The 22286-nt window shown below is 46.1% G+C and carries 22 protein-coding genes and 1 tRNA gene; 13 read left to right on the forward strand and 10 right to left on the reverse strand.

What is annotated here, in order from left to right:
- Nucleotides 1-99: 99 nt before the first annotated feature.
- From O9295_RS15390 to O9295_RS15430, 9 genes are all read right to left on the reverse strand, one after another.
- The gene (locus O9295_RS15390; RefSeq protein ID WP_002741682.1) at nucleotides 100-435 is read right to left on the reverse strand and encodes a ribulose bisphosphate carboxylase small subunit; all 336 of its coding nucleotides are present in this window, start codon (nucleotides 433-435) and stop codon (nucleotides 100-102) included.
- Nucleotides 436-450: 15 nt separating this feature from the next.
- A complete protein-coding gene (rcbX, locus tag O9295_RS15395) occupies nucleotides 451-849 on the reverse strand; it encodes a RuBisCO chaperone RbcX (protein WP_002732424.1) in 399 nt (132 codons plus the stop codon).
- Between the two features lie 130 nt (nucleotides 850-979).
- Nucleotides 980-2395, reverse strand: coding sequence for a form I ribulose bisphosphate carboxylase large subunit (locus O9295_RS15400; protein WP_002753365.1), 1416 nt, complete (start codon nucleotides 2393-2395; stop codon nucleotides 980-982).
- Between the two features lie 551 nt (nucleotides 2396-2946).
- Nucleotides 2947-3609, reverse strand: a complete 663-nt coding sequence (ccmN, locus tag O9295_RS15405) for a beta-carboxysome scaffolding protein CcmN (protein ID WP_288033697.1) — start codon at nucleotides 3607-3609, stop codon at nucleotides 2947-2949.
- A gap of 131 nt (nucleotides 3610-3740) precedes the next feature.
- Entirely contained in the window at nucleotides 3741-5699 is a 1959-nt protein-coding gene (locus O9295_RS15410) for a RuBisCO small subunit-like domain-containing protein (protein ID WP_288033698.1), read from the reverse strand.
- A 70-nt stretch (nucleotides 5700-5769) separates the two neighbouring features.
- Nucleotides 5770-6081: a beta-carboxysome shell vertex protein CcmL gene (gene ccmL, locus O9295_RS15415; protein ID WP_002759323.1), complete on the reverse strand. Its 312-nt coding sequence runs from the start codon at nucleotides 6079-6081 to the stop codon at nucleotides 5770-5772.
- A 32-nt stretch (nucleotides 6082-6113) separates the two neighbouring features.
- Nucleotides 6114-6455, reverse strand: a complete 342-nt coding sequence (locus O9295_RS15420) for a carbon dioxide-concentrating mechanism protein CcmK (RefSeq protein ID WP_002733426.1) — start codon at nucleotides 6453-6455, stop codon at nucleotides 6114-6116.
- A gap of 66 nt (nucleotides 6456-6521) precedes the next feature.
- Nucleotides 6522-6833 carry a carbon dioxide-concentrating mechanism protein CcmK gene (locus O9295_RS15425; RefSeq protein ID WP_002734613.1) on the reverse strand — a complete coding sequence of 104 codons (312 nt, stop codon included), beginning with the start codon at nucleotides 6831-6833 and terminating at the stop codon, nucleotides 6522-6524.
- Between the two features lie 619 nt (nucleotides 6834-7452).
- Nucleotides 7453-7737: a Nif11-like leader peptide family natural product precursor gene (locus tag O9295_RS15430; RefSeq protein ID WP_002741693.1), complete on the reverse strand. Its 285-nt coding sequence runs from the start codon at nucleotides 7735-7737 to the stop codon at nucleotides 7453-7455.
- 413 nt (nucleotides 7738-8150) lie between these two features.
- On the opposite strand from O9295_RS15430, the gene miaB reads away from it, so the two are divergent.
- Both miaB and O9295_RS15440 read left to right on the forward strand, forming a co-directional pair.
- Nucleotides 8151-9491: a tRNA (N6-isopentenyl adenosine(37)-C2)-methylthiotransferase MiaB gene (miaB, locus tag O9295_RS15435; protein WP_288033700.1), complete on the forward strand. Its 1341-nt coding sequence runs from the start codon at nucleotides 8151-8153 to the stop codon at nucleotides 9489-9491.
- A gap of 166 nt (nucleotides 9492-9657) precedes the next feature.
- The gene (locus tag O9295_RS15440; RefSeq protein WP_288033701.1) at nucleotides 9658-10044 is read left to right on the forward strand and encodes a C6orf136 family protein; all 387 of its coding nucleotides are present in this window, start codon (nucleotides 9658-9660) and stop codon (nucleotides 10042-10044) included.
- A gap of 193 nt (nucleotides 10045-10237) precedes the next feature.
- Here O9295_RS15440 and O9295_RS15445 read toward each other — a convergent pair whose 3' ends face one another.
- A complete protein-coding gene (locus O9295_RS15445) occupies nucleotides 10238-11650 on the reverse strand; it encodes a slr1306 family protein (protein ID WP_288033703.1) in 1413 nt (470 codons plus the stop codon).
- Nucleotides 11651-11827: 177 nt separating this feature from the next.
- Here O9295_RS15445 and rpmG point away from each other — a divergent pair, with 177 nt between their 5' ends.
- From rpmG to O9295_RS15500, 11 genes are all read left to right on the forward strand, one after another.
- A complete protein-coding gene (gene rpmG, locus O9295_RS15450; protein WP_002734724.1) occupies nucleotides 11828-12022 on the forward strand; it encodes a 50S ribosomal protein L33 in 195 nt (64 codons plus the stop codon).
- Nucleotides 12023-12062: 40 nt separating this feature from the next.
- The gene (rpsR, locus tag O9295_RS15455) at nucleotides 12063-12278 is read left to right on the forward strand and encodes a 30S ribosomal protein S18 (RefSeq protein WP_002770735.1); all 216 of its coding nucleotides are present in this window, start codon (nucleotides 12063-12065) and stop codon (nucleotides 12276-12278) included.
- 491 nt (nucleotides 12279-12769) lie between these two features.
- Nucleotides 12770-14998, forward strand: a complete 2229-nt coding sequence (locus O9295_RS15460) for a sensor histidine kinase (RefSeq protein ID WP_288033705.1) — start codon at nucleotides 12770-12772, stop codon at nucleotides 14996-14998.
- Between the two features lie 77 nt (nucleotides 14999-15075).
- Nucleotides 15076-15148: transfer RNA gene (locus O9295_RS15465), tRNA-Phe, on the forward strand.
- A 300-nt stretch (nucleotides 15149-15448) separates the two neighbouring features.
- Nucleotides 15449-16192, forward strand: coding sequence for a HEAT repeat domain-containing protein (locus tag O9295_RS15470; RefSeq protein WP_147068915.1), 744 nt, complete (start codon nucleotides 15449-15451; stop codon nucleotides 16190-16192).
- Nucleotides 16176-16793 carry a flavin prenyltransferase UbiX gene (locus O9295_RS15475; RefSeq protein WP_190722355.1) on the forward strand — a complete coding sequence of 206 codons (618 nt, stop codon included), beginning with the start codon at nucleotides 16176-16178 and terminating at the stop codon, nucleotides 16791-16793. The genes O9295_RS15470 and O9295_RS15475 overlap by 17 nt, the downstream gene beginning before the upstream one ends.
- A 162-nt stretch (nucleotides 16794-16955) precedes the next feature.
- Nucleotides 16956-17570 carry a LapA family protein gene (locus O9295_RS15480; RefSeq protein WP_288033707.1) on the forward strand — a complete coding sequence of 205 codons (615 nt, stop codon included), beginning with the start codon at nucleotides 16956-16958 and terminating at the stop codon, nucleotides 17568-17570.
- Nucleotides 17571-17767: 197 nt separating this feature from the next.
- Entirely contained in the window at nucleotides 17768-18979 is a 1212-nt protein-coding gene (locus O9295_RS15485) for an RNA-guided endonuclease InsQ/TnpB family protein (RefSeq protein ID WP_288033709.1), read from the forward strand.
- 49 nt (nucleotides 18980-19028) lie between these two features.
- Entirely contained in the window at nucleotides 19029-19553 is a 525-nt protein-coding gene (gene ilvN, locus O9295_RS15490; RefSeq protein WP_002732118.1) for an acetolactate synthase small subunit, read from the forward strand.
- 202 nt (nucleotides 19554-19755) lie between these two features.
- On the forward strand, nucleotides 19756-22011 hold the full coding sequence (locus tag O9295_RS15495; protein ID WP_288033710.1) for a PBP1A family penicillin-binding protein: 2256 nt from the start codon (nucleotides 19756-19758) through the stop codon (nucleotides 22009-22011).
- Complete coding sequence (locus O9295_RS15500) at nucleotides 21966-22100, forward strand: hypothetical protein (RefSeq protein WP_288033711.1); 135 nt, start codon at nucleotides 21966-21968, stop codon at nucleotides 22098-22100. Before O9295_RS15495 ends, O9295_RS15500 begins: the two co-directional genes overlap by 46 nt.
- Nucleotides 22101-22286 lie beyond the last annotated feature (186 nt).

The raw sequence follows: 22286 nt of genomic DNA on the forward strand, positions 1-22286 counted from the left end.
AACTTACCAAATATCGGCCGATCGTTTACCCGTGTTAAAAACCACCAAAAAAAGGATGGCCTCGCGGCCATCCCTACAAACCTTTAAACTACAGCCAAATTAGTAGCGGCCAGCATTGGGTTTATGAACAATAAAGCTCATGGTTTGACATTGTTTGATGTTGTCAAAAGCGATAACGCGGATATAGCAATCAGAATACTCGGTGCGGCACTCGCGAACTTCATTAAGAACTTCTTGGGGGCCAGAAACAGAGAATAAAGGCAGTTTCCACATCGTCCAATGATAATCCGCGGGTTTGGGATCTTTTTCAAATTCCACAGCAGGAATATAACCCTGATCGATCATGTATTGAATTTGTTTAGCAATTTGTTGATCGGTGAGGGGGGGCAAGTAGGAAAGAGTTTCGTAACGCTTCTCTTTAGGTAAAGTTTTCATGGGTTTCTTGATTCCTTATGGGTTGGGTAGATCATCAACATCGAGATTTAATTCCGATGTCTCTGGTTGACTTATAGCAGTACGGGTGAGACGTTCCAAAAGTTGCCGACGATGTTCGGTATTGTCATTAATAATTCCCGTTTTTACCATCTCTGGCAAGAACTCTAAAACCTGTTCGGCTAAATGTTCTCTTACCGTCATGATCCGCAAAACTAACTCTTTATTCTCAGTCATTAACCCCGCAATATAGGCCTCGCCATCCTGAATGGAATGGCTAGAAGTATAGTGACTCAGCCAAATAGCCAAAGTCGGATTAGTTTCTGACAATTGATCGATAATCGTGCGAACCGCTTGGTAAGTTAGGTAACTTTGTAAGACTTTCGCGGTATCTTGAACAACTTTTTTCGGATACATTTTATACAGTTTTCAGTTATTGGCTAGACAGTTATCAGTGTTGAAATTCTAGCGACTGCTTGCCGATTTTGGGCAAGTCCCCGGCATTATTTTCCACCGATAACTGCTAACAACCTTCTGAAGGGCTGTATTAGAGGGTATCCATAGCCTCGAACTCGAATTTGATTTCTTTCCAGAGTTCGCAAGCGGCAGCCAGTTCAGGACTCCAACGGCAAGCTTCCCGGATAACGTCGTTACCTTCGCGGGCCAAGGAGCGACCTTCGTTACGAGCTTGGATACAAGCTTCCAGAGCCACACGGTTAGCGGTGGCACCCGGTGCGTTACCCCAGGGGTGGCCGAGGGTTCCACCACCGAACTGTAAGCAGGAATCGTCACCGAAGATTTCCACCAGCGCGGGCATATGCCAAACGTGGATACCACCAGAAGCAACCGGCATTACCCCGGGTAAGGAAGCGTAGTCTTGGGTGAAGAAAATACCACGAGCGCGATCTTCTTCTACATAGTCTTCACGCATTAGGTCAACAAAACCCATCGTGATCCCGCGTTCACCTTCGAGTTTACCGACAACGGTTCCCGAGTGCAGGTGATCACCACCAGAGAGACGTAAGCACTTAGCTAAAACGCGGAAGTGGATACCATGATTTTTCTGACGGTCGATAACCGCGTGCATTGCCCGGTGAATGTGGAGCAGTAACCCTTTGTCGCGGCAGAATTTCGCCAGGGTGGTGTTAGCGGTGAAACCACCGGTGAGGTAGTCGTGCATGATGATCGGGGTTTTGATTTCGGCGGCGAATTCAGCCCGTTGCATCATCTGCTCGCAGGTAGGAGCGGTTACGTTGAGGTAATGTCCTTTAACTTCGTTGGTTTCTGCTTGGGATTTAACGATCGCCTCTTGGACGAAAAGGAAACGATCGCGCCAACGCATGAAGGGTTGAGAGTTAATATTTTCGTCGTCTTTGGTGAAGTCTAAACCACCGCGGAGACATTCATAAACGGCACGACCATAGTTTTTAGCGGAAAGGCCGAGTTTGGGTTTGATGGTGCAACCGAGTAGGGGGCGACCGTATTTGTTTAATTTGTCCCGTTCAACGGTGATACCGTGGGGAGGACCTTGGAAGGTTTTGATTAAAGCGACGGGGAAACGGATATCTTCTAAACGGAGACCGCGTAGAGCTTTGAAACCGAAAACGTTACCAACGATCGAGGTGAGGATGTTGGTGACGGAACCTTCTTCAAATAGATCTAAAGGATAGGCAACGAAACAGAAGAACTGGTTATCTTCGTTGGGTACGGGTTCGATATCATAACAACGACCTTTATAGCGATCGAGGTCGGTTAAGTTATCGGTCCAAACGGTGGTCCAGGTACCTGTGGAAGATTCCGCCGCTACTGCCGCACCTGCTTCTTCCGGAGGAACTCCTGGTTGGGGTGTCACCCGGAAGCAAGCTAGTAGATCGGTATCTTTGGGGGTGTAGTCGGGGGTGTAGTAGGTCAGTCGGTAGTCTTTTACGCCGGCCTGGAAACCTTTGGATTTGGCTTGCACCATTGGGATTATTCCTCCATAAACTGCATGATTAGTCGCACCTGTAAAATCTCGCCGTCAACCGACATAGATTTTTCTTAAGCTCCTTTCCCCTGCTGCTAGGAGCGAAGTTAGGGAGCAATTTTCACTAATGTTTTTTTCAACTGATCATCTTAACACGAACTTTATCCTATTCTGATCATTTTTTTTCTCTATCCCTAAAATTTTGATTGTTTTTTTTTCTCGGGGGGATTAGTTTCTTTAATCTGTCGTCATCTAACTTTGACAATCTCTACAAAAACACAAAAAAATCAACAAAAATTTACCTGATTGACACACAGAAACTTCTGCTCATCAGGCTTTGAGCGATTAAAACTACTCCTTAATTGAGGAAGATTATCAATAATTACAACCTCAAAAAATTGTCGGCAATCGCTAAATATTAATGGGATTTCTAAGCAATTATACCCAGTACCTAGAGGACAGTTAGACAGCAGTGAACTCTAGATAAATTAGGTCTAATTACTCAGTAATTATTGTTGAGATTTTTGGCTTGTGAACGATTATTTTCCCCTTCAAGAATTATGGTTATTGTTGCCATTAAAACGATGACGTTCTGGAAATAGCGTGACCAATAACTGATTGATATAGACCTTTCCGACCACCGATGCTTGATTCGGTCGGTTAGTAGTAGATGCTGGTTCTCTGGTTTCCGCGGGACTGGCCTCGGCGACCATTTCCTCGCCATCCCAAGGACTGGCCACGGTTTCGGAGACCACTTCCTCCACGGACGGCACTGGGGACACTTGACTGACTACGGGTTGCGGTTCCGGTAAAGGGGGTCTTTCCGGTTCCGATGGGGTCGCTGACACCTCGATGGTAATTTGACGGGAAGTATCTCCGATCAGGGAACCGGACGGCACGATCGACATCGCTGCCACAGAAGCATTAAAAATCGTTGTGGTTGACCCAATACAGGCATTTTCACCGATTTCACCCCGACCGACGACGAGAACACCTGTACCTAAAATTGCTCCCGCACCGATAGCAATAACACCCTGATAGGCGGTTAAAATTGTTCCCATACCCAGGCAAGCACCCGCACCGATAATTATTTGGCTATTGGGGGCTGCTCGGAGAATCACCCCCGGAGCCACGATCGCACTCTCATCAATGGTTACATCACCATTGACATAGAATTCCGAGCGGCTAATAGGTTGAACGGGGGGTAAGGACATAATTGACAGTTATTCAGTGATCAGTGATCAGTGATCGGGGGTTAGGGGGTAGGGGTTAGAGTTTCCGGTATTTTTCCCAGTCCGCCAACACCTAACACCTATCTCCCTTCACCGATCGCCGAGTCCTGAAATTAAGGGCGTTGAATAATCGATTCGAGAACACGACGTTTCGCTTGGGAGTCAATCCCGATCAGACGAACGTATTCCCCTTGATGGTCGCGCAGACAGGTTTCTAAAGCGGCCACCACATCGGATTCGCGACTGCTCTCGATCGGGGTGCAGCTTTGCCAAGAACTGGTTTTAAAACGACGTTTATCCGCGTGTTCAGCCCCGATTTTGTGACCTTGGTTCAATAAAGAGCGAATTTGAGTGATCGTTTCTGCGGTTAAGGTACTGGTTAAAGTGGCAGTACCACCGCCGGAGGAACCGGAAGCAGAGCTTTTGAAACTCGGTTCAGCAACGGTGGCGGTTTTACTGCTGCCATTACTACTCACCGAACCATCGGGACGCTGAATCACCGTTTCTAAAACCCGTTTTTTGGCTTTAGCATCGATACCGAGTAAGCGGACGTATTCGCCGCTATGTTCCCGTAAACAATCTTCCAAAGCAGTAATTACATCGGATTCGCGATTGCTTTCGATCGGGGCGCAACTCTGCCAAGAACTGGTTTTAAACCGGCGTTTATCCGCGTGTTCGGTGCCGATTTTGTAGCCTTGGGCGAGCAGGGAACGAATTTGAGCGATCGTTTCCCCACTTAAGCTACCACTGCTGCTATAACTGGCTCCGTTACTAGCGGGGGCGCTGTAGCTGCTGGCTTTGCCGCTGCCGTTACTAGCGGGGGCGCTGCCGGGGCGGTGAATAATCATTTCGACGACCCGTTTTTTCGCTTGCGGGTCGATCCCGATCAGGCGGACGTACTCATCGCTATTTTCAGTCACGATCGCTTCAATATCGCGAATGATGCCCGCTTCGCTCTTGGTTTCGATCGCAGGTCCGGTTAACCAAGAACTGGTTTTAAACCGGCGTTTATCCGCGTGTTCGGTGGCAATTTTCAGTCCTTGGGCCAGCAGGGAACGCACTTGTACGGACAGGTCGGAATGGCCGTTACCGTTGCCATGACCGCCGTGGACGGCGGTGGTGGTGCGGGCCGGTTCTCCCGGGGTGTCTTCGGGGCGTTGGATAATCATTTCCAGTATGCGCCGTTTAGCGGCGGGATCGACTCCGATCAGGCGGACGTATTCGCCTTGCAGGTCTCTCAGGGAGGCTTCTAGGGATTGGGATACCTGTTCTTCGCGGCCGCCGTCGATAAAGCCGGCACTTAACCAAGAACTGGTTTTAAAGCGGCGTTTGTCAGCGTATTCGATGCCGATCTTGTAGCCTTGGGAGAGGAGGGAGCGAACCTGCGCTCGAATGTTTGTATTTAAACTCATAGGTGTCACCGAATTTCTATATAGCGTCTCATTAGCGATGTTTATAGCGGCTGCTGGTGCAGGAGTCGCTGGGCTGTGGGCTTTGACCGGGACGCTGGGGGCGAGGTCGATATCGACAATGTGACGGGTGAAGGCTCGATCGATTTCTGTGACATCGGGTAAGCGGTCGGCCTGTTGTTGGCTGGTGATCACGGAACCGGATGGCACGAATTTACCGGCGGGGATTTCCACGTCTTGAACGAGGGCGTGCATCATGACGATGCAATCGGCCCCGATGCGGGCATTAAAGACGGTGGAGCGAAAACCGATAAAACAGCGATCGCCCACATAGGCGGGCCCGTGAATGAGTGCCATGTGGGTGATACAGCTGCCCCGGCCGATCCACACCGAATATTCTCGGCCGTCATCTCCCACCACACGGCTTTTTTCTAAACCGTGGATGATTGCTCCGTCCTGAATTTTGCTGTCGTCGCCAATGTGAAAGGGGGTTCCTTCATCGGCGCGGATGGAAGTCCCCGGAGCAATCACCACTCGCGCCCCGATCTCGATAGCGCCACTGAGGTTAGAGAAGGTGTGGACTTTGGCACTCTCGTCTATGCGCGTTTCCTCTGGGGATTTGGTCCGCTTTTTCGGACTAGCCGCCGTTGTGCGGACGACCATAGTTAGTCTTCCTCCATACTGAATTTGGCTGGCTGGTTGTTACTTAACTGTGTTTGGGTTCTATCGATGTTTAACCGGATTGACGAAATTCGTCCCTCTTGCTGTAGAGGGTGCGATTTTCTACGGTTATAGTGTCAATAATCCCCACCACCATCGCGTCAAGGGGGCGATTGTTCTGTCCGTCTTCGATACGGGCGGCTCCTCCCCGGGACACTAGCACCCATTCATTAATCCCCGCTCCGACAATATCACCCGCTACTTCGTATTTAGGCAAAAGTTGCCCCTGTGCGTCGATGAATTGCAAAAGCAGAAGTTTCACTCCCGTCATACTGCGCGGTTTCAGGGAGCTAACGACGGTGCCGCAAACTTTGGCAATTTGCATGGAATTTGTTTACACTAAAAGTTAGTTGCGCTCTAGATTCGTCTTAAAGGTTGCGGGTTAACACTTTCACGAAACTGTTCCACGGCTTCTGTATAACGGATGGGAAGAACGTATTCGAGGTTTTCGTGGGGACGGGCGATGATGTGGGTCGAGAGGACTTGACCACCCTTAACACGATTAGATGCCGCTTCTGTCCCCGCCGATACGGAGGCCTGTACTTCCGAAACGTCCCCCCGGACGATGACGGTGACGCGACCACTACCAATTTTTTCGTAACCTACTAGGGTTACGCGGGCGGCTTTCACCATGGCATCAGCCGCCTCGACGACGGCCGGGAAACCCAAGGTTTCCACCATGCCCACTGCAATTGACATAATATTTTTGTCTCCTAATGGTTGGCTTTCTTCGACTCTATAGATGCTGACCCCGATCAACGGTGTTTAATAGCTGCGGAATTGCTCTACTTCTTCGGTGTAGCGAATGGGCAGCACGTATTCGAGGTTTTCGTGGGGACGAGCGATGATATGGGTAGATAGCACTTGTCCTCCGTTAACCCGGTTGGCGTTTTCCACTCCGGCAGCCACAGAAGCTTGCACTTCTGAAACGTCTCCCCGGACGATGACAGTGACGCGACCACTACCGATCTTTTCGTAACCCACTAGAGTCACCCTGGCGGCTTTGACCATGGCATCGGCCGCTTCCACAACGGCGGGAAATCCTAGGGTTTCAATCATTCCTACTGCAATTGGCATTTTTTTGTTCCTCGCTTGTCAAGCCAAACTAAACTATTAATTTTGTTAGCGTTATCAATTTTGTTTCAGTCAAATTCTTTCCTTGTTACTTTTCCTGCTCTAGCTCTGGTGGCAGTCGGGATCGTGGCAAGGTGGGTAAGACCATCCTGAATTTTATCTCGATCGTGACCGTTTTCATCCACTAATTTTATTTTCTAGGGCCGGTTGGTAAAAATTTGACGAGTCAGGCAAAATTATCAACCTAAAAAAAGCATAGGAAACTATGACACCTTTGACAATATAAAACATTATGATTATTTCTCATCTTCAGGTTAACGAAAGTTAATCATTCCTTGACTTCGCCCATCAGCCTCAGCAATTCTCAGGAGATCTACAGCTAAAACCTTTGCTATGAGCCGATTTCCGCTTTAAGTTTTCTCTTGGCGGCTTGCTTGTCTCTGCTGGATTTATTGGCAGATAAAAGCCTATTTTCCCTGATTTAGGCTTTTTTATAATTTTTTTATACTATATACGGCTGGGGTGGGGGAGTGGGGAGAAGGGGAGCCTTTTTCAGTGATCAGTAAACAGTGAACAGTAATCAGTGAACTGAAAACTCACATCTGATCACTGATCACTGATTCTAGCGATCGATCTCACCTTCGTAGGGTTGGACACCGATCGAGGGATAATTATCGTGGTTAGGACTGAAAACTTCTAACACTGCATGAGCTAACTTTTGGAAAAAGTCGGGACTCTCGTGCAAGGATTTAAGTGCTGCTTCTAATTCAGGACGGGAGAAATCGAAGCCTTGCGAGCGAGCTATCTCTAGTAATTGCTGAGGATCTTGGGTTGAGCGCATTTTTTGACCCAATTCTTCGTTTTTAGCGGCTAAGGCGAAAAAGTCGAACACTTGATTTTTAGACATATAAATACTTTTCCTTTGATGATTAAAGGTGTGGCCTCGGCGGCGTGGAGGTTAAACTGCCTAGTATGGTTCATTTTTATCCTACCAGTCAGGAGATATCCTCAAAGCAAAAGTTTCGTTTTTCTTTGCTTGTATGGCTGAGTATGCTTTAGGTCTAATTCTGAGGAGTGGGGTGTGGGGTGTGGGGTGTGGGGTGTGGGGAAGTGGGGTGTGGGGTGTGGGGTGTGGGGTGTGGGGTGTGGGGTGTGGGGTGTGGGGTGTGGGGTGTGGGGACAATAAATAAAAATAATCTCCTGAATCCTGACTCCTGAATCCCGACTCCTGAATCCTGCCGACCGCCGACCGCTTCTTTCAAGTCAGAGGATAAATAGCCTAAAATAGAAACCTGCACTCTTGTTTCTGTAGCCAGCATCATGAATAAGTCCCCACGTCGTTACCATATCACCACCTTTGGTTGTCAGATGAATAAAGCTGACTCCGAACGCATGGCGGGTATTTTAGAAGATTTGGGGTTTCAATGGTCTGAGGATGCCAACGAAGCCGATTTAATCCTCTACAATACCTGTACAATTCGCGATAATGCCGAACAGAAGGTTTATTCCTATCTCGGCAGACAGGCTAAACGCAAACAAACTCAACCCGATCTTACTCTAGTGGTCGCTGGCTGCGTGGCTCAACAGGAAGGGGAACAATTATTAAGACGGGTTCCCGAAGTGGATTTAATTATCGGTCCCCAACACGCAAACCGCTTGGGAGACTTATTACAACAAGTTTTTGACGGTTCCCAGGTGGTGGCCACCGAACCCATCCACATCATGGAAGATATCACCAAACCGCGCCGGGATAGTAATATTACCGCTTGGGTGAACGTCATCTATGGTTGCAATGAACGCTGTACCTATTGTGTGGTTCCGGGGGTGCGCGGGGTGGAACAATCTCGCACTCCTGCGGCAATTCGAGCAGAAATGGCACAATTAGGACAACAGGGTTATCAAGAAATCACCCTTTTAGGTCAAAATATCGATGCCTACGGACGGGATTTACCCGGAGTGACGGCAAGCGGCCGACATCTGCACAATTTCACCGATTTACTCTACTACGTTCACGATGTGGCCGGCATTGAACGTCTCCGTTTTGCCACCAGTCACCCCCGCTATTTTACCGAACGTTTGATTAAAGCTTGTCAGGAATTACCTAAAGTTTGTGAACATTTTCATATCCCTTTTCAATCGGGGGATAATGATATCCTCAAGGCCATGAAACGGGGCTATACTCAGGAAAAATACCGACAAATTATTGCTAATATTCGCGATTTAATGCCGGATGCTGCCATTAGTGCCGATGCGATTGTCGGATTCCCCGGAGAAACAGAGGCACAGTTCGAGAATACTTTAAAATTAGTCGATGAGATTGGTTTTGATCAATTAAATACCGCTGCCTATTCTCCCCGTCCCGGGACTCCTGCCGCTATTTGGGATGATCAATTAAGTGAGCAGGTAAAAAGCGATCGCTTACAAAGATTAAATCATTTAGTGGCCATAAAAGCCGCTGAACGTTCCCAAAGATATTTAGGCAGAATTGAGGAAATTTTAGTGGAAGACGTTAACCCTAAAGATGCTAGTCAAGTTATGGGAAGAACTAGAGGCAATCGCTTAACTTTCTTTACGGGAGATATTGAGGAATTGCGAGGCAAATTTGTTAAGGTTAAAATTACCGAAGTGCGTCCCTTTAGTTTGACGGGAGTGATCTTTTAATAGTTAACAGTGACCCCTCAGCAGTGAAAAAAGGCAATAGCTATCGGGAATAATTGGCCAAGTAGGTAGCTGTTAAAAATTGTCAGATACCCCCCTTATCAAGGGGGGCAGGGGGGATCAAAGGCAAAATCTATCTTCAATTTAATTATAACTAATTACTTACTTTATGGATATTATCGCTATTTTGCAGCAAGATTATCAAAGATTTCCCCTCGATCAAACCTATGATATTTATGCTGATAACGTTTATTTTCAAGACCCTCTCAATCAATTTCGGGGGATTAAACGCTATCGGGAAATGATTGGTTTTATGAGTCAATGGTTCCAAGCTATCAAGATGGATGTCCACGCAATTGAACAGCAGGGAAATATTATTAATACCCGTTGGACATTGCACTGGACAACTCCTTTACCTTGGCAGCCCCGCATCGCTATTTCTGGAGGCAGTGAATTAACTCTCGATGACAATAATCTGATTATTTCTCATATCGATTATTGGGATTGTTCGCGCTGGGATGTGCTGCGTCAGCATTTACCTTTTCCCGGTTCTTAACTAGGGTCTGCTGAAAAAGTTTTTCGTGGGGACAGGGTGTGGGGTGTGGGGTGTGGGGTGTAGGGTGTGGGGTGTGGGGAGAATAAATAAAATAATCTCCTATCTCCTGACTCCTGAATACTGACTCCTGAATACTGACTCCTCAAAACCTAAGACTCTGTACCTCACAACTATGGAAATTGCTATAGATTTTTTAACTGGAAAATGCCGACCAACGAGCGCTCGTTTGCTTGACAAAATCCTGTAAAAATGCTAGGCGCTGATTTTGTTCCCAGACCTGTTTAACTTTATTCTGCAAACTCGTCCAATTCCAATCAGTATTCAGCGGCTCGTTAATTTCCTGTTCTTGGAAATATTCAATTAAACTTAAACCAGCTAAACGAGTTAGATAGGCTGCCCCAATTCCCTGCACTGTACCACCAGCGATATAAGTAATCGCATTTCCCTTGAGAATCGTTCCTAATGCCTGGGTTGTCACTTCTACCATGCCTAATTGTACCATCATCTTCCCTAGGGTGGCCATGGCTGTTTTTGCTTGTTCAAGGGACATTTTTTGTTGATAAATTGCCCCTAAATCCACTAACATTTGAGCGTTAGTAGCTGCCGCTAAAACTAAATCTAGGGCCGCCAGAGGATTAGCAAAAGTGGCAGTAGCGGCTATCCATTGGTATTGTTCGATAACAGGTAAAGCCTTTTTGCGTCGGGATTGATTGAGTAATTGTTTGGTTTCCTTTGCTAATTCGAGCGCTTGTCTCCAGATAGTTCCCAGAACTAATTCGGACTTTTCTTGTTCGATAATTTTTCGGAGATGATTATCTAAAGGATCGATAACTACCGTTTGGGGTTCCGTCCATTCCTTGATTTCCCCATTGCTTTGATGTTGACGAACTTTTAGGGGTTCCGGGGCAGCGGCTATGGCTAAAATATGATGAGCAGGAATAGTTTCTTTCAGTCTTTGTTTTAGGGAAAGGAGAATTTCTTCTCTGGTTTCGGCGGGTAAACGATCCTGTTTATTGAGTAACAGGATAACACGCTGGTGCATTCGATCGAATTGCTGGAGGATTTGCCATTCGGAATCGGTTAAATCCCCATTGATCAGATACAAAACTAAGTCGGCTGCCAGGGACTTTTTCTGGTTAGCGGTGCAGTCGAGAGTCAGAAGCGGTTCCGTTTCCAGAAAAGCGATAGATTCTGCAAAGTTGCCGCTTTCTAGTAGTTTTTTTAAGGCAGTTTTACCGGTTTTTCTAGCGCCGGTAATGGCAATTTTCAGGTCTTGGCGACTAAATTCTTGGTTTAATTGGGTTAAAGTGGTTTTCAGTGGGGTTAAGTCTTGATTGGGGTCTTCTTTGGCCAGATAATTAATTATCTTCTCGGCCTTGCTAATCGCTTGTTTAACCTTTTCTAGACTCAGGGGAGTGGGGGGGGAAAAATCGATTTTCGAGTTGGGTTTTTGCCAAAACCAGATACCGGCACCAAGGACAAACGCACCGAAAATACCCCAGGAACCGATTTCGCTCAGTTTACTATTGAGAGTTTCCCCCAGGGTTAAAGCGATGGTAATGCCTATCCCCGTCACTAAAATCGGTTTACCCAATCTTATCGTCATTTTTCCTCATCCTCGCCAACTGCTGTGATTATTCTAGCTTTTTTGTGCTGGATTTCATCCCAAACTGAACTTTTTAGCCGACAATTCCCTGCGTTCGCCCCGGCCGCTCTTGCCTAAAAAGCCCCAGATATGTCATAATGATCGATTGCGTGTAAATTTACCCGATCCCCTGTTGTTATGGCTAGTAAAAAAGGCGTTCGCCTGATCATCACTGTAGAATGCACGGAATGCCGCAGTAATCCCGATAAGCGTACCCCCGGCGTTTCTCGCTACACCACCAGCAAAAACCGGCGCAATACCACCGGCAGACTGGAAATCAAGAAATACTGTCCCCACTGCAATAAGCACACCGTCCACAAGGAAATTAAGTAAAAACACTTTAGTTAAAAAGTCAAGCAATCTTTACAAATCTATGAGCTACTATCGTAAACGTCTCTCTCCCATCTCCCCTAGTCAACCGATTGACTACAAAGACACCGAACTCCTCCGCAAATTCATCACCGAACGCGGCAAAATTCTGCCTAGACGTATCACCGGTTTAACTTCTAAACAACAGCGAGATTTAACTGAAGCGGTGAAACGGGCCCGTTTAATGGCTTTATTGCCTTTTGTCAACCAAGAAGCCTAAATTCAGTGATCAGTAATCAGTAATCAGTGAACAGTGATCACTGAAAATAATTGGCTAATTAAAACAGTTATCCTAATGGTGAGGTAGGAAGTTCTCCTTTTGGAGAGCCGGTCGTCGATACCAAATTAGGTTATGCTTCGTCTTGATGAGAAACGCTGTAATTGAACTCTGATAAGTAATAGGACAAAATTAACTTCTTGGTTAGGATAGGCACTCATGCAAGAGGCACTCATGGAAAAGGTAGTTAGATATGTGTAATTAATTGTGTCTAGCTACTTAACTTAAAACTTAAACCTGATCACTGATCACTGATAAGCGATCTCAGTATATTGGGGTTGCTTTCTCGTTTTTGCAAAGAAATATATCGAAATCGGCAGCGGATAGGAAAATTCGTGCGAGAATCTTAAAAAATAATTAAATCGCTCTAGGAGTAGCCAACGATTTTGTGATTATCGATCCAAATCCACCAATTAGCACAATAGGAGGCTCTTATGGAAAAGCAGCCATCAGCAATCGATACCGAGTTAGATGGACAGCTACAAGAGGAGGATTCCGAGCAGTTTCTGCGTAGTATATTTAATTCCGTGCAAGCGTCGATTTTTGTGGTGGACGTGCTGGAAAATAGAGATTTTCGCTATGTGGGGGCCAACCCCGTTCATGAACGCTGGACAGGACTGCGCTCATCAGATATTAAAGGCAAAACTCCCGAACAAATCCTTCCCCCCGATGATGCGCGTAGTGTGCGGCAACACTATAGTGATTGTGTACGTTACGGAACGACTATTTCCTACGAACAGTATTTACCTTTTCAAAATATACCCTACTGGTGGCTAACAACTTTAACACCCCTACGGGATAACAATGCGCGTATCTATCGTTTAGTGGGAACCAGTACCAATATCACCGAACGCAAACAGGCCGAAGAAGCTTTAAGATTACAAGCAGAACGAGAACAACTACTGGGGGTAATGCAGGAAAGAATCCGGCAATCGTTGGATCTTGATCGCATTTTGCAAAGAACTGTTAAAGAAGTGCGACAATTTCTCAACTGCGATCGAGTGTTAATTTATCGTTTATTCCCCGATCATAGTGGCATGATTGTGGTGGAATCCCATACTGAGAGGATTAATTCTGTCTTAGGAAACAGGATACAGGATCCCTGTTTTAATTTATCCCCAGAACGTCTGGAAAATTATCGTCGCGGTAGAATTCAAGTTATTGAAAATGTCCATAATTCGGGACTTGATCCCTGTTATCGCAACTTACTTACTTCTTTGCAAGTACAGGCTAACTTAGTGGTGCCAATTCTCTGCGATAACCAACTCTGGGGGTTACTAATTGCCCAAAATTGCCAAAAAACTCGCTCTTGGCAATCCCAAGAAATCGATCTGCTCAAACAATTAGCCATTCAAGTGGGAATTGCCATTCAACAAGCAGAACTGCACCAACGGGTAAAATGCTTGAATACTGCCCTAGAATCGGAGGTTCAGCAAAGAACCGCCGAATTGCAGATGAGTTTGAAGTATGAAGCATTAATCGGACGGATTACCGAAAAAATTCGCGATAGTCTCGATGAAAATCATATTCTGCAAACCACCACTAGGGAATTAGTCCAGGTTTTACCCGTAGAACGGGCCCAAATTGAGCTTTATGATCCCAGTCGCAGCAAAGCCACCATTGTCCACGAATATACCACTCAAAAGCTTATCTGTCAGGGAATTACCCGTCAAATTAGCGATTTTCCCGAAATCTATCAACCGCTGCTGCACAAACAAATTTTACAATTTGTTGATCGTCTTCCCCTTGGTAATCCGCAAATTGGTCGTGTTAACCGTTGTGCTTGTCCTATCTTTGACGATCAGGGTTTTTTGGGCAATCTTTGGCTAATTCGACCAGCTAATCATATTTTTAACTCTTTAGAAACTAATTTGATTCAACATATTGCCACCGAATGTGCGATCGCTATTCGACAGGCGCGACTTTACGAATCTTCCCAAGCACAAGTGAGGGAATTAGAAAAACTGGAAAGATTAAAAAGCGAATTCCTGAAAACCCTTTCCCATGAACTGCGAACCCCGATTACCAGCATTCGTCTAGCGGTGGAAACCCTGGAAAGTCTCCTAGAAGATCAAGGGATCGAGATCGATCCACAGGATTCGATCGGTCAACTGTTGCAAATTCTTAACATTGAATCTCAGCGTCAGAGTAAGTTAGTTAATGATCTGTTGACTTTAACCTATCTGGATGCGGAAACAGAACCCCCAGCGATCGAAGCAATCGACTTACTTTCGTGGCTACCCTTATTAGTGGAACCTTTTCGTCATCTCACCCGTGAGCGACAACAGCAGTTAATTTTAGATATAGATGGGGATATACCGGAGATTAACACCAGTCTGTGTCATATCGAGCGCATAATAGCGGAATTACTTACCAATGCTTCTAAATACACCCCAGAACGAGGGATAATTAGGGTAAATGTGAAGCGTGCGGGGGAGCAAATATTAATTATTGTGAGCAATGGGGGTGTAGAAATCGCCCCAGAGGAATTATCAAGAATATTTGCCCCTTTTTATCGCATTCCTAACCACGATCCCTGGCGCTACAGTGGTACTGGTTTAGGTTTAGCTTTAGTCCGCAAACTGATTAAACCCCTGAATGCCACCATCGATGTCACCAGTGCCAACGCTGTCACCACTTTTACCCTCACCTTGCCAATCTAGTCGAGCAGAAAACTTTTTAGAAAAAAACCTTGCAATTATTTCGAGGGCGTGCTATATTGAGAAAGGACAAAAAAAACGCCGAGATAGCTCAGTTGGTAGAGCAGAGGACTGAAAATCCTCGTGTCCGCGGTTCAAATCCGCGTCTTGGCATCGGAAAAACAATAAAATTAGCCCTGTATTTACTTCCTATTCTGCTAGGTTTTGTAAATGTAGCCCTTCTCGTCAAGATGAAGTGTAACCTAATTTGGTAAGCTGAAAGCTTTGATGTACTTAGTTTATAACCTTCTTTTTAGGTAGGAGAATTGCCAGATTCTTTCTTTTGCCTGTTGCCTCTTGCCTTCAGTTCACTGATAACTGATCACTGATTACTGAAAAGTCCCCCCAATCAGCAACTACTTTTTGATTTTGGGCTTGACGTAAGCGGTCACGGATTAAGATAATCTAACAAGTATGTACGACAATGAAATCCTAGACCCTAGCAACTCCTTAAATAATCCTCTCGATGGGAGCGATCCAGATCAAGCAGCGGAAATCCCCCCCGATCCAGAGGAAATGCTCTCATTGCTTACTTCTGCTCATCTGAGCGAGAGAATGATCGCGGCCCGCGCCTTTTGTGAATTGCGTGACGAAAGAGCGATCGCTCCTTTACTGGAGATGTTAAGCGATGTCTGTCCCCTAGTGCGTGTCAGTGTCGCCTACGCTTTGGGCAGAAATCCCAGTCTTAGCGCCGTGGAGCCTTTAATCGAGCTACTGGCCAGAGATTGGAATGGTTACGTCAGAAAAGGGGTAGTTTGGGCCCTAGGTAACTGCGGAGAGCGCAGAGCGATCGAGCCTTTGGTTCATGCTCTCAAAACTGATATTTCGGCGGTGCGATTATGGGCCGCCAGTAGTTTGGCCCAGATTGCCAAGGTCAATTATGAAGATATCATCACCGTCTTGCCGCCTTTAATTGAAGGATTGCGCCGAGATTTAATCGCGGCGGTGCGGAGTAATTGCGCTTGGTCGATCGGTCAATTATGCCGAGAATTGCCCTTAAATGTGATTTATGCCACGGCGATCGATGCTTTGATCGAGGCCTTGGTGGAAGATGAGGATTTAGGTGTCAAGGAAGATGCCAGGGGTGCTTTATTAAAAGTGGGCGACCCGAGAGGATTACAATTGATCGAGGAATTAGAGCTTGAAGGAATTATCTAAACCGCTAATTTTGGGCGTTACGGGGGCATCAGGGCTGATTTATGCCGTCCGTACTCTCAAATATCTACTTTTAGCCGACTACACGATCGATCTAGTGGCCTCCAAATCAGCTTACACTGTCTGGCAAGCAGAAGATAATGTGCGGATGCCTCCAGAACCAGAGCTGCAAGAACAATTTTGGCGCGGCCAATGCGGGGTGATGGAAGGGGGAAAATTACGCTGTCATCGTTGGGGCGATGTGGGGGCAACGATCGCCAGTGGGTCCTATCGCACCCTTGGTATGGTAATTATTCCCTGTAGCATGAGTACAGTGGCCAAATTAGCGGGGGGATTAAGTTCCGATTTGCTAGAAAGGGCGGCCGATGTGCAGATGAAGGAGGGCAGAAAATTGGTTTTAGTACCGCGAGAAACCCCCTTTAGTTTAATTCATCTGCGTAATTTAACCACTTTAGCCGAGGCGGGCGTTAGAATCGTGCCAGCAATACCGGCATGGTATCACCATCCCCAATCGATCGAGGATTTGGTAGATTTTGTCATCGCTCGTACTCTCGATCAGTTAGATATCGATTGTGTGGCCATTAATCGCTGGCAAGGACATTAACAGTGATCAGTGATCAGTGATCAGTGATCAGTTATCAGTTATCAGATGTAAGTTATCAGATCTAAGTTTTAAGTTAATTAGTTAGTTAGTTATCTTTATCTTTATACCTGATCACTGTTTACTGTTTACTGTTTACTGATCACTGAATCAAGGGAGGTAAAAATGGGCTGGATTATGGTCTTATTTGCGATCGCTGTAGGCGGATTACTGATCTGGCAGAATCTGGGGGTGATCACTTTGGTCTTTTTTGGCGGTATTATGACGGTAAAACTGCCCCTAGCGGTCTGGGTGTTACTTTTCACCCTAGCGGGAATTATCAGTGGTTTCACCCTGCAATTTCTCTATGGTTTTGGTCGTCCTTTGGCCGCCCCAAAAGCTTCCCCTCCTATAGCCAATAATCCTCAAGTCCCACCCCCATCTCCCCGACCTACCTATATTCAAGATCGCGCCGCTTCTCCACCGGGTAACGATTGGGAAAGAGATAGCGGTGATGATTGGAATTTTGATGCACCCCCCGAAAAACCGACTACCATTCAGGATCGGGAAGAATTCCCGCCTAGGGTTGCTGATGGGGAAAAAGCGAATTTTGTCAAGCCTCCAGAGGACAGTTATCAAACTGGCTCAGTTTATTCCTATAGTTACCGCACGGCCAAACAGACTCGCGGGGAAAAAGCCGAGCAAGTTTACGATGTCAATTATCGGATTATTACGCCCCCCGCCCAGGATGAAAACCAAGAGCGGGAGGTAAACAAAGGGGATGAGGAAGATTGGATATAAACTTTGACAGAGTAGAGGTTTCTACCTGAATCCCTCAGAGAAGACAAACTGTTCCGGCCTTGTCTCCTGTCTTACCGAAAACTTGGGTTTAAGGTTCCCCGCCATGCCCGCGTAGCAGAGGGCGGCTTTTAGGTGATGGGTTGTCAGTTTAATATTTAATGTGTTAAAATAAGTTTATTCTTAAAATTTTAGAGTAAATGTTTGTCCTAGAGTTTAAAGTTGAGGCTAAATTAAAACAGTATCAGGCTATAGACGATGCTATCCGCACCGCTCAATTCATCCGTAATAAATGCTTAAAGTATTGGATGGACAACAAAGGTGTAAATAAGTATGATCTATCAGCTTATTGTCGAGTTTTGTCCCATGACTTTAAATTTGCTAGTCAATTAAATTCTCAAGCAAGGCAAGCATCGGCTGAAAGGGCATGGTCTTCTATTTCCCGTTTCTTTGACAACTGTAAGCAGAAGGTAATCGGAAAGAAAGGCTATCCTCAGTTTAAAAAGTTTTCCCGCTCGGTTGAATACAAAACAACAGGATGGAAGCTTCTTAACCCTAAAACCATTCATTTCAGTGATAAAAAGGAGATTGGAACACTTAAACTAAAAGGGACTTGGGACTTAGGATACTTTCAGCAGTCTGACATTAAACGAGTTAGGCTTATTAAACGTGCTGACGGCTATTATTGTCAATTTGTTCTCTCTTGTGAAGTAAAAGAGGATGTTAAACCATCAGGTAAGTGTATCGGAATAGATGTGGGATTAGCTTCTTTTTATACTGATCATGAAGGTAATAAAGTTGACAATCCTAAATTTTTAAAAAAGTCCGAGAAAAGATTAAAACGACTTCAAAGACGATTATCTAAAAAGAAAAAGGGAAGTAAAAATCGTCAAAAAGCTAGACAAAGATTGGCTAAGGCTCATCTTAAAATAAGTAGGCAACGTAAAGACTTTGCTGTAAAGTTAGCAAGGTGCTTAGTTCGCTTCTTAGATGTGATAGCCCAGGTCGATTTAAGAATTAAGAACTTAGTCAAGAATCATTGTTTAGCTAAATCGATCAATGATGCGGCCTGGTATCAGTTTCGAGAATGGCTGGAGTATTTTGGGGTTAAATTCGGCAAGATAACGATTGCTGTCCCACCGAACTATACAAGCCAAAACTGTTCAAACTGTGGTGAAGTTGTTAAAAAATCTTTATCGACTAGAACCCATCAGTGTAAGTGTGGGTGTGTTTTAGATAGGGATGAAAACGCCGCTATTAATATCCTTAAAAAAGGGTTAAGTACCGTAGGGCATACGGGAACTTTTGGGCTAGACCCGATGAACGCTTGGGGAGAGAATACCTCTACTTTTTCAGAAGTAATTCTGTCTAAGCAAGTAATCTCTTGGAACCAAGAATCCCCGTCGCTTTAGCGCGGGGAGTGTCAAAATGGGGAAATCTAGGTTGTGTAGATAGAGCGCCATGAAACACACATTATCCGTATTAGTTGAAGATGAAGCGGGAGTCTTAACCCGTATTGCTGGATTATTCGCCCGTCGCGGCTTTAATATTGAAAGTCTGGCCGTGGGTCCTGCCGAACAGATGGGAGTTTCTCGGATTACGATGGTAGTACCAGGAGATGAGGACAGCATCGAACAGTTAACCAAACAACTTTACAAATTAATTAACGTCCTCAAGGTGCAGGATATCACCCAAACCCCCTGTGTGGAAAGGGAATTAATGCTGATTAAAGTTAATGCTACCGCCGAGCGCCGGGCCGAAGTGATCGAATTAGCGCAGGTATTCCGGGCGCGGATTGTGGATATTTCCGAGGAAACCCTGACCATCGAAGTGGTGGGGGATCCGGGTAAAATGGTGGCGATTATGCAAATGCTGAATAAATTTGGCGTTCGCGAGGTGGCCCGTACCGGTAAAATTGCTCTGATTCGCGAGTCGGGAGTCAATACGGAATACCTCAAAGCTTTAGAGGCTAAAATGTCAATTTAGGGATATTGGGTATGAATTGGGAATTGGGGAGATGGGGTGTTAGGGTTTTAGGGTGTTAGGGTGTTGGGGTGTTAGGGTGGTCACTGCGTGCGCGTTGCGGGGGGTGTTAGGGTGTTGGGGTTTTAGTTGAAATTCCCCACTCCCCACTTCCCCACTTCCCCTATTGCCTATTGCCTTCAGAAGCTGATAACTGATAAAAACTATGTCTAACCAGTCGCCGAAAACCCAAATTAGTCAACTTGTCACCGTTGCCGTGCAGAAATTGCAAGGAAAGGTGAATTTTCAGGCGGTAAATCTCAAAAAAGGGGCGAGAGTTCCTGAATTACGCCTTAAAAACGAGAATGGCAGCGGGGAAAGCAAATATCCCCTTATCGGCGATCGCTATTTGTTGGGTCGTAGTTCCAGTTCCTGTGATATTACTATCCGTAACACTGTGGTGAGTCAGATTCATTGTTCCCTCCAGCGTGACCCGAAAAATCCCCATCATTTCCTGCTCACAGATGAAAACTCCACCAACGGGGTTTATATGGGTAAACGTCGTCTCAAAAGCGTTTCCCTGCGTCATGGTGATAGCTTTACCCTGGCCCCCCCAGACTTAGCCAATTGTGTCACCATCTCCTATTACTGTCCCCCTCCCCTGTGGGCGCGACTTTTGCGCTATGGTTTCTATGGTGCGGGTGGTATTTTCGGTTTATTAGTTTTAGCGGTTATCTGGGAAAGTCGCAAAGTTAATGTTTATCCACTCCCTTCCGGGGTGAGCGGTCCGGTGGTGGTTTACCCTAGGGATGGTCAAACTCCCCTCAATCCCATTCGACAGGAAACTCACCGAGAATTAGATAATCTGGGGGATTTTTCTCCCTATCTGCCCCAGGCGGTTGTCGCTTCCGAAGATAGTCGTTTTTACTGGCATTTTGGCGTTGATCCTTTGGGGATTGTCCGGGCTGTTATGATTAATTGGCAAGGTCAAGGCATTCGTCAAGGGGCCAGCACCCTGACTCAACAGTTAGCGCGTAGTTTATTCCCCGAAGTCGGTCGCCAAAATACTGCCGATCGCAAACTCCGGGAGGCTGTGGTCGCTTTACAATTAGAAGCGGTCTATAGTAAGGATACAATTCTCAAAACCTATCTCAATCGAGTTTATCTCGGTCTGGCCGGTTACGGTTTTGAAGATGCGGCCCGCTTTTATTTCGATAAATCCGCTAGAGATTTAGATATCTCCGAGGCTGCTACTCTTGTGGCCATGTTACCCGCCCCGAATCGATTTAATCCCATTCAAGATTACGACACTTCCGTACAATTACGCAATCGTGTCATCGATCGCATGGCCCAATTAGGCATGATTTCCCCGGAAGCGGCGGCCAGCGCCCGCAGATCTCGCATTGAAATCAGTCCCCAAGCCAAAAAATCCCTATCTAGTACGATTGCACCATATTTTTATAGTTACGTTTTCGAGGAATTACAGGACCTTTTAGGCGAAGAAGTGGCTAAAGAGGGCAATTTTATCGTTGAAACCAGTTTAGACCGCCGGCTGCAAGCGATCGCAGAAAAAAGCTTAAAAAATAATGTCTTAAAGCAAGGACCCCGCTATCGATACTCCCAAGGGGCTTTAGTTACCCTAAACAGTCAAACTGGGGAAATTCTCGCTTTAGTCGGGGGAGTTGATTATCAAAAAAGCCAATTTAACCGCGCTATCCAAGCTAAACGTCAACCCGGTTCCACTTTTAAGGTATTTGCTTATGCTGCCGCCCTAGAACAGGGAATATCGCCCTATAAAACCTATACCTGCGCTGGACTCTCTTGGCAAGGACAAGCCTATTCTCCCTGTGAACGCAGTAGCGGGGGGGTCAATATGTTTCAAGGTTTAGCGCGATCGGAAAATAGTGTCGCCCTTCGCATTGCTCGCGAGGCAGGATTAAGTAATGTGGTCAATGTGGCGGAACTTTTGGGGGTAAAATCACCTTTAAATCCCGTACCGGGGCTAATTTTAGGGCAAAGCGAGGTAAATGTCTTAGAAATGACCGGCGCTTATGGGGTTTTTGACCATGGCGGGCGCTGGAATCGTCCCCACGCCATTAAACGCATTCTCGACGCTTCCGACTGTAAAAATGTGGAGGATTTGAGTACCTGTCGGGTTATTTATGACTATGGCAAGGATAGCGATAGAAATCAGCAGGTAATCTCCCCTAAAACCGCCGAAACGATGAATAGTTTATTGCGGGGGGTGATAACTAATGGTACAGGAGGCGCTGCTAGTATTGGCATGGGAGAAGCGGGTAAAACGGGAACTACGGATAATTATGTGGATCTCTGGTTTATCGGCTATCTTCCCCGTCGCGACTGGGTGACAGGCATTTGGTTAGGGAATGATAATAATTCTCCCACTGCGGGCAGTAGTCAACAGGCAGCCCGGTTATGGGGCGATTATCACCGTCAGTTATTGACATCCTCGCCGCCGTAAAACGGACGGCGATTCCTCACCACGCCACTTTTTTAGGGTGGTCGCTGAACGGGGTTGACGCAGATAGCGAAAAACGCTTAATTGCTTAAGTCTGACTCTTTCGACCCGTCCGTTTTGAGTGTCCGAATGCCGGACGGCCACTTTGAACAAGTCGAAAAAATCTCATGTTCAACCTTATTTCCTAGAAAGTTTTACTCGTTCAAGGCCGAATTTGAATTCTTTTCTGAACAAAACCCCCTACTATCTGTTGTCAAGGTTCAGTTTTTAGCTTGGTT

Origin of the sequence: Microcystis sp. LE18-22.4A, from assembly GCF_027531105.1 — a bacterium.
GTDB lineage: Bacteria > Cyanobacteriota > Cyanobacteriia > Cyanobacteriales > Microcystaceae > Microcystis > Microcystis aeruginosa.

What these genes read in the sequence shown, in the direction of transcription:
- O9295_RS15430 (WP_002741693.1), bottom strand. Translation starts at nt 7,737, where the DNA reads ATGTCTAAAAATCAAGTGTTCGACTTTTTCGCCTTAGCCGCTAAAAAC.
- O9295_RS15410 (WP_288033698.1), bottom strand. Translation starts at nt 5,699, where the DNA reads ATGGTCGTCCGCACAACGGCGGCTAGTCCGAAAAAGCGGACCAAATCC.
- O9295_RS15400 (WP_002753365.1), bottom strand. Translation starts at nt 2,395, where the DNA reads ATGGTGCAAGCCAAATCCAAAGGTTTCCAGGCCGGCGTAAAAGACTAC.
- O9295_RS15420 (WP_002733426.1), bottom strand. Translation starts at nt 6,455, where the DNA reads ATGTCAATTGCAGTGGGCATGGTGGAAACCTTGGGTTTCCCGGCCGTC.
- O9295_RS15425 (WP_002734613.1), bottom strand. Translation starts at nt 6,833, where the DNA reads ATGCCAATTGCAGTAGGAATGATTGAAACCCTAGGATTTCCCGCCGTT.
- O9295_RS15485 (WP_288033709.1), top strand. Translation starts at nt 17,768, where the DNA reads ATGTTTGTCCTAGAGTTTAAAGTTGAGGCTAAATTAAAACAGTATCAG.
- ilvN (WP_002732118.1), top strand. Translation starts at nt 19,029, where the DNA reads ATGAAACACACATTATCCGTATTAGTTGAAGATGAAGCGGGAGTCTTA.
- O9295_RS15495 (WP_288033710.1), top strand. Translation starts at nt 19,756, where the DNA reads ATGTCTAACCAGTCGCCGAAAACCCAAATTAGTCAACTTGTCACCGTT.
- O9295_RS15390 (WP_002741682.1), bottom strand. Translation starts at nt 435, where the DNA reads ATGAAAACTTTACCTAAAGAGAAGCGTTACGAAACTCTTTCCTACTTG.
- O9295_RS15445 (WP_288033703.1), bottom strand. Translation starts at nt 11,650, where the DNA reads ATGACGATAAGATTGGGTAAACCGATTTTAGTGACGGGGATAGGCATT.
- ccmL (WP_002759323.1), bottom strand. Translation starts at nt 6,081, where the DNA reads ATGCAAATTGCCAAAGTTTGCGGCACCGTCGTTAGCTCCCTGAAACCG.
- ccmN (WP_288033697.1), bottom strand. Translation starts at nt 3,609, where the DNA reads ATGTCCTTACCCCCCGTTCAACCTATTAGCCGCTCGGAATTCTATGTC.
- O9295_RS15440 (WP_288033701.1), top strand. Translation starts at nt 9,658, where the DNA reads ATGGATATTATCGCTATTTTGCAGCAAGATTATCAAAGATTTCCCCTC.
- O9295_RS15500 (WP_288033711.1), top strand. Translation starts at nt 21,966, where the DNA reads ATGGGGCGATTATCACCGTCAGTTATTGACATCCTCGCCGCCGTAAAA.
- rpmG (WP_002734724.1), top strand. Translation starts at nt 11,828, where the DNA reads ATGGCTAGTAAAAAAGGCGTTCGCCTGATCATCACTGTAGAATGCACG.
- miaB (WP_288033700.1), top strand. Translation starts at nt 8,151, where the DNA reads ATGAATAAGTCCCCACGTCGTTACCATATCACCACCTTTGGTTGTCAG.
- O9295_RS15470 (WP_147068915.1), top strand. Translation starts at nt 15,449, where the DNA reads ATGTACGACAATGAAATCCTAGACCCTAGCAACTCCTTAAATAATCCT.
- rcbX (WP_002732424.1), bottom strand. Translation starts at nt 849, where the DNA reads ATGTATCCGAAAAAAGTTGTTCAAGATACCGCGAAAGTCTTACAAAGT.
- O9295_RS15480 (WP_288033707.1), top strand. Translation starts at nt 16,956, where the DNA reads ATGGGCTGGATTATGGTCTTATTTGCGATCGCTGTAGGCGGATTACTG.
- rpsR (WP_002770735.1), top strand. Translation starts at nt 12,063, where the DNA reads ATGAGCTACTATCGTAAACGTCTCTCTCCCATCTCCCCTAGTCAACCG.
- O9295_RS15460 (WP_288033705.1), top strand. Translation starts at nt 12,770, where the DNA reads ATGGAAAAGCAGCCATCAGCAATCGATACCGAGTTAGATGGACAGCTA.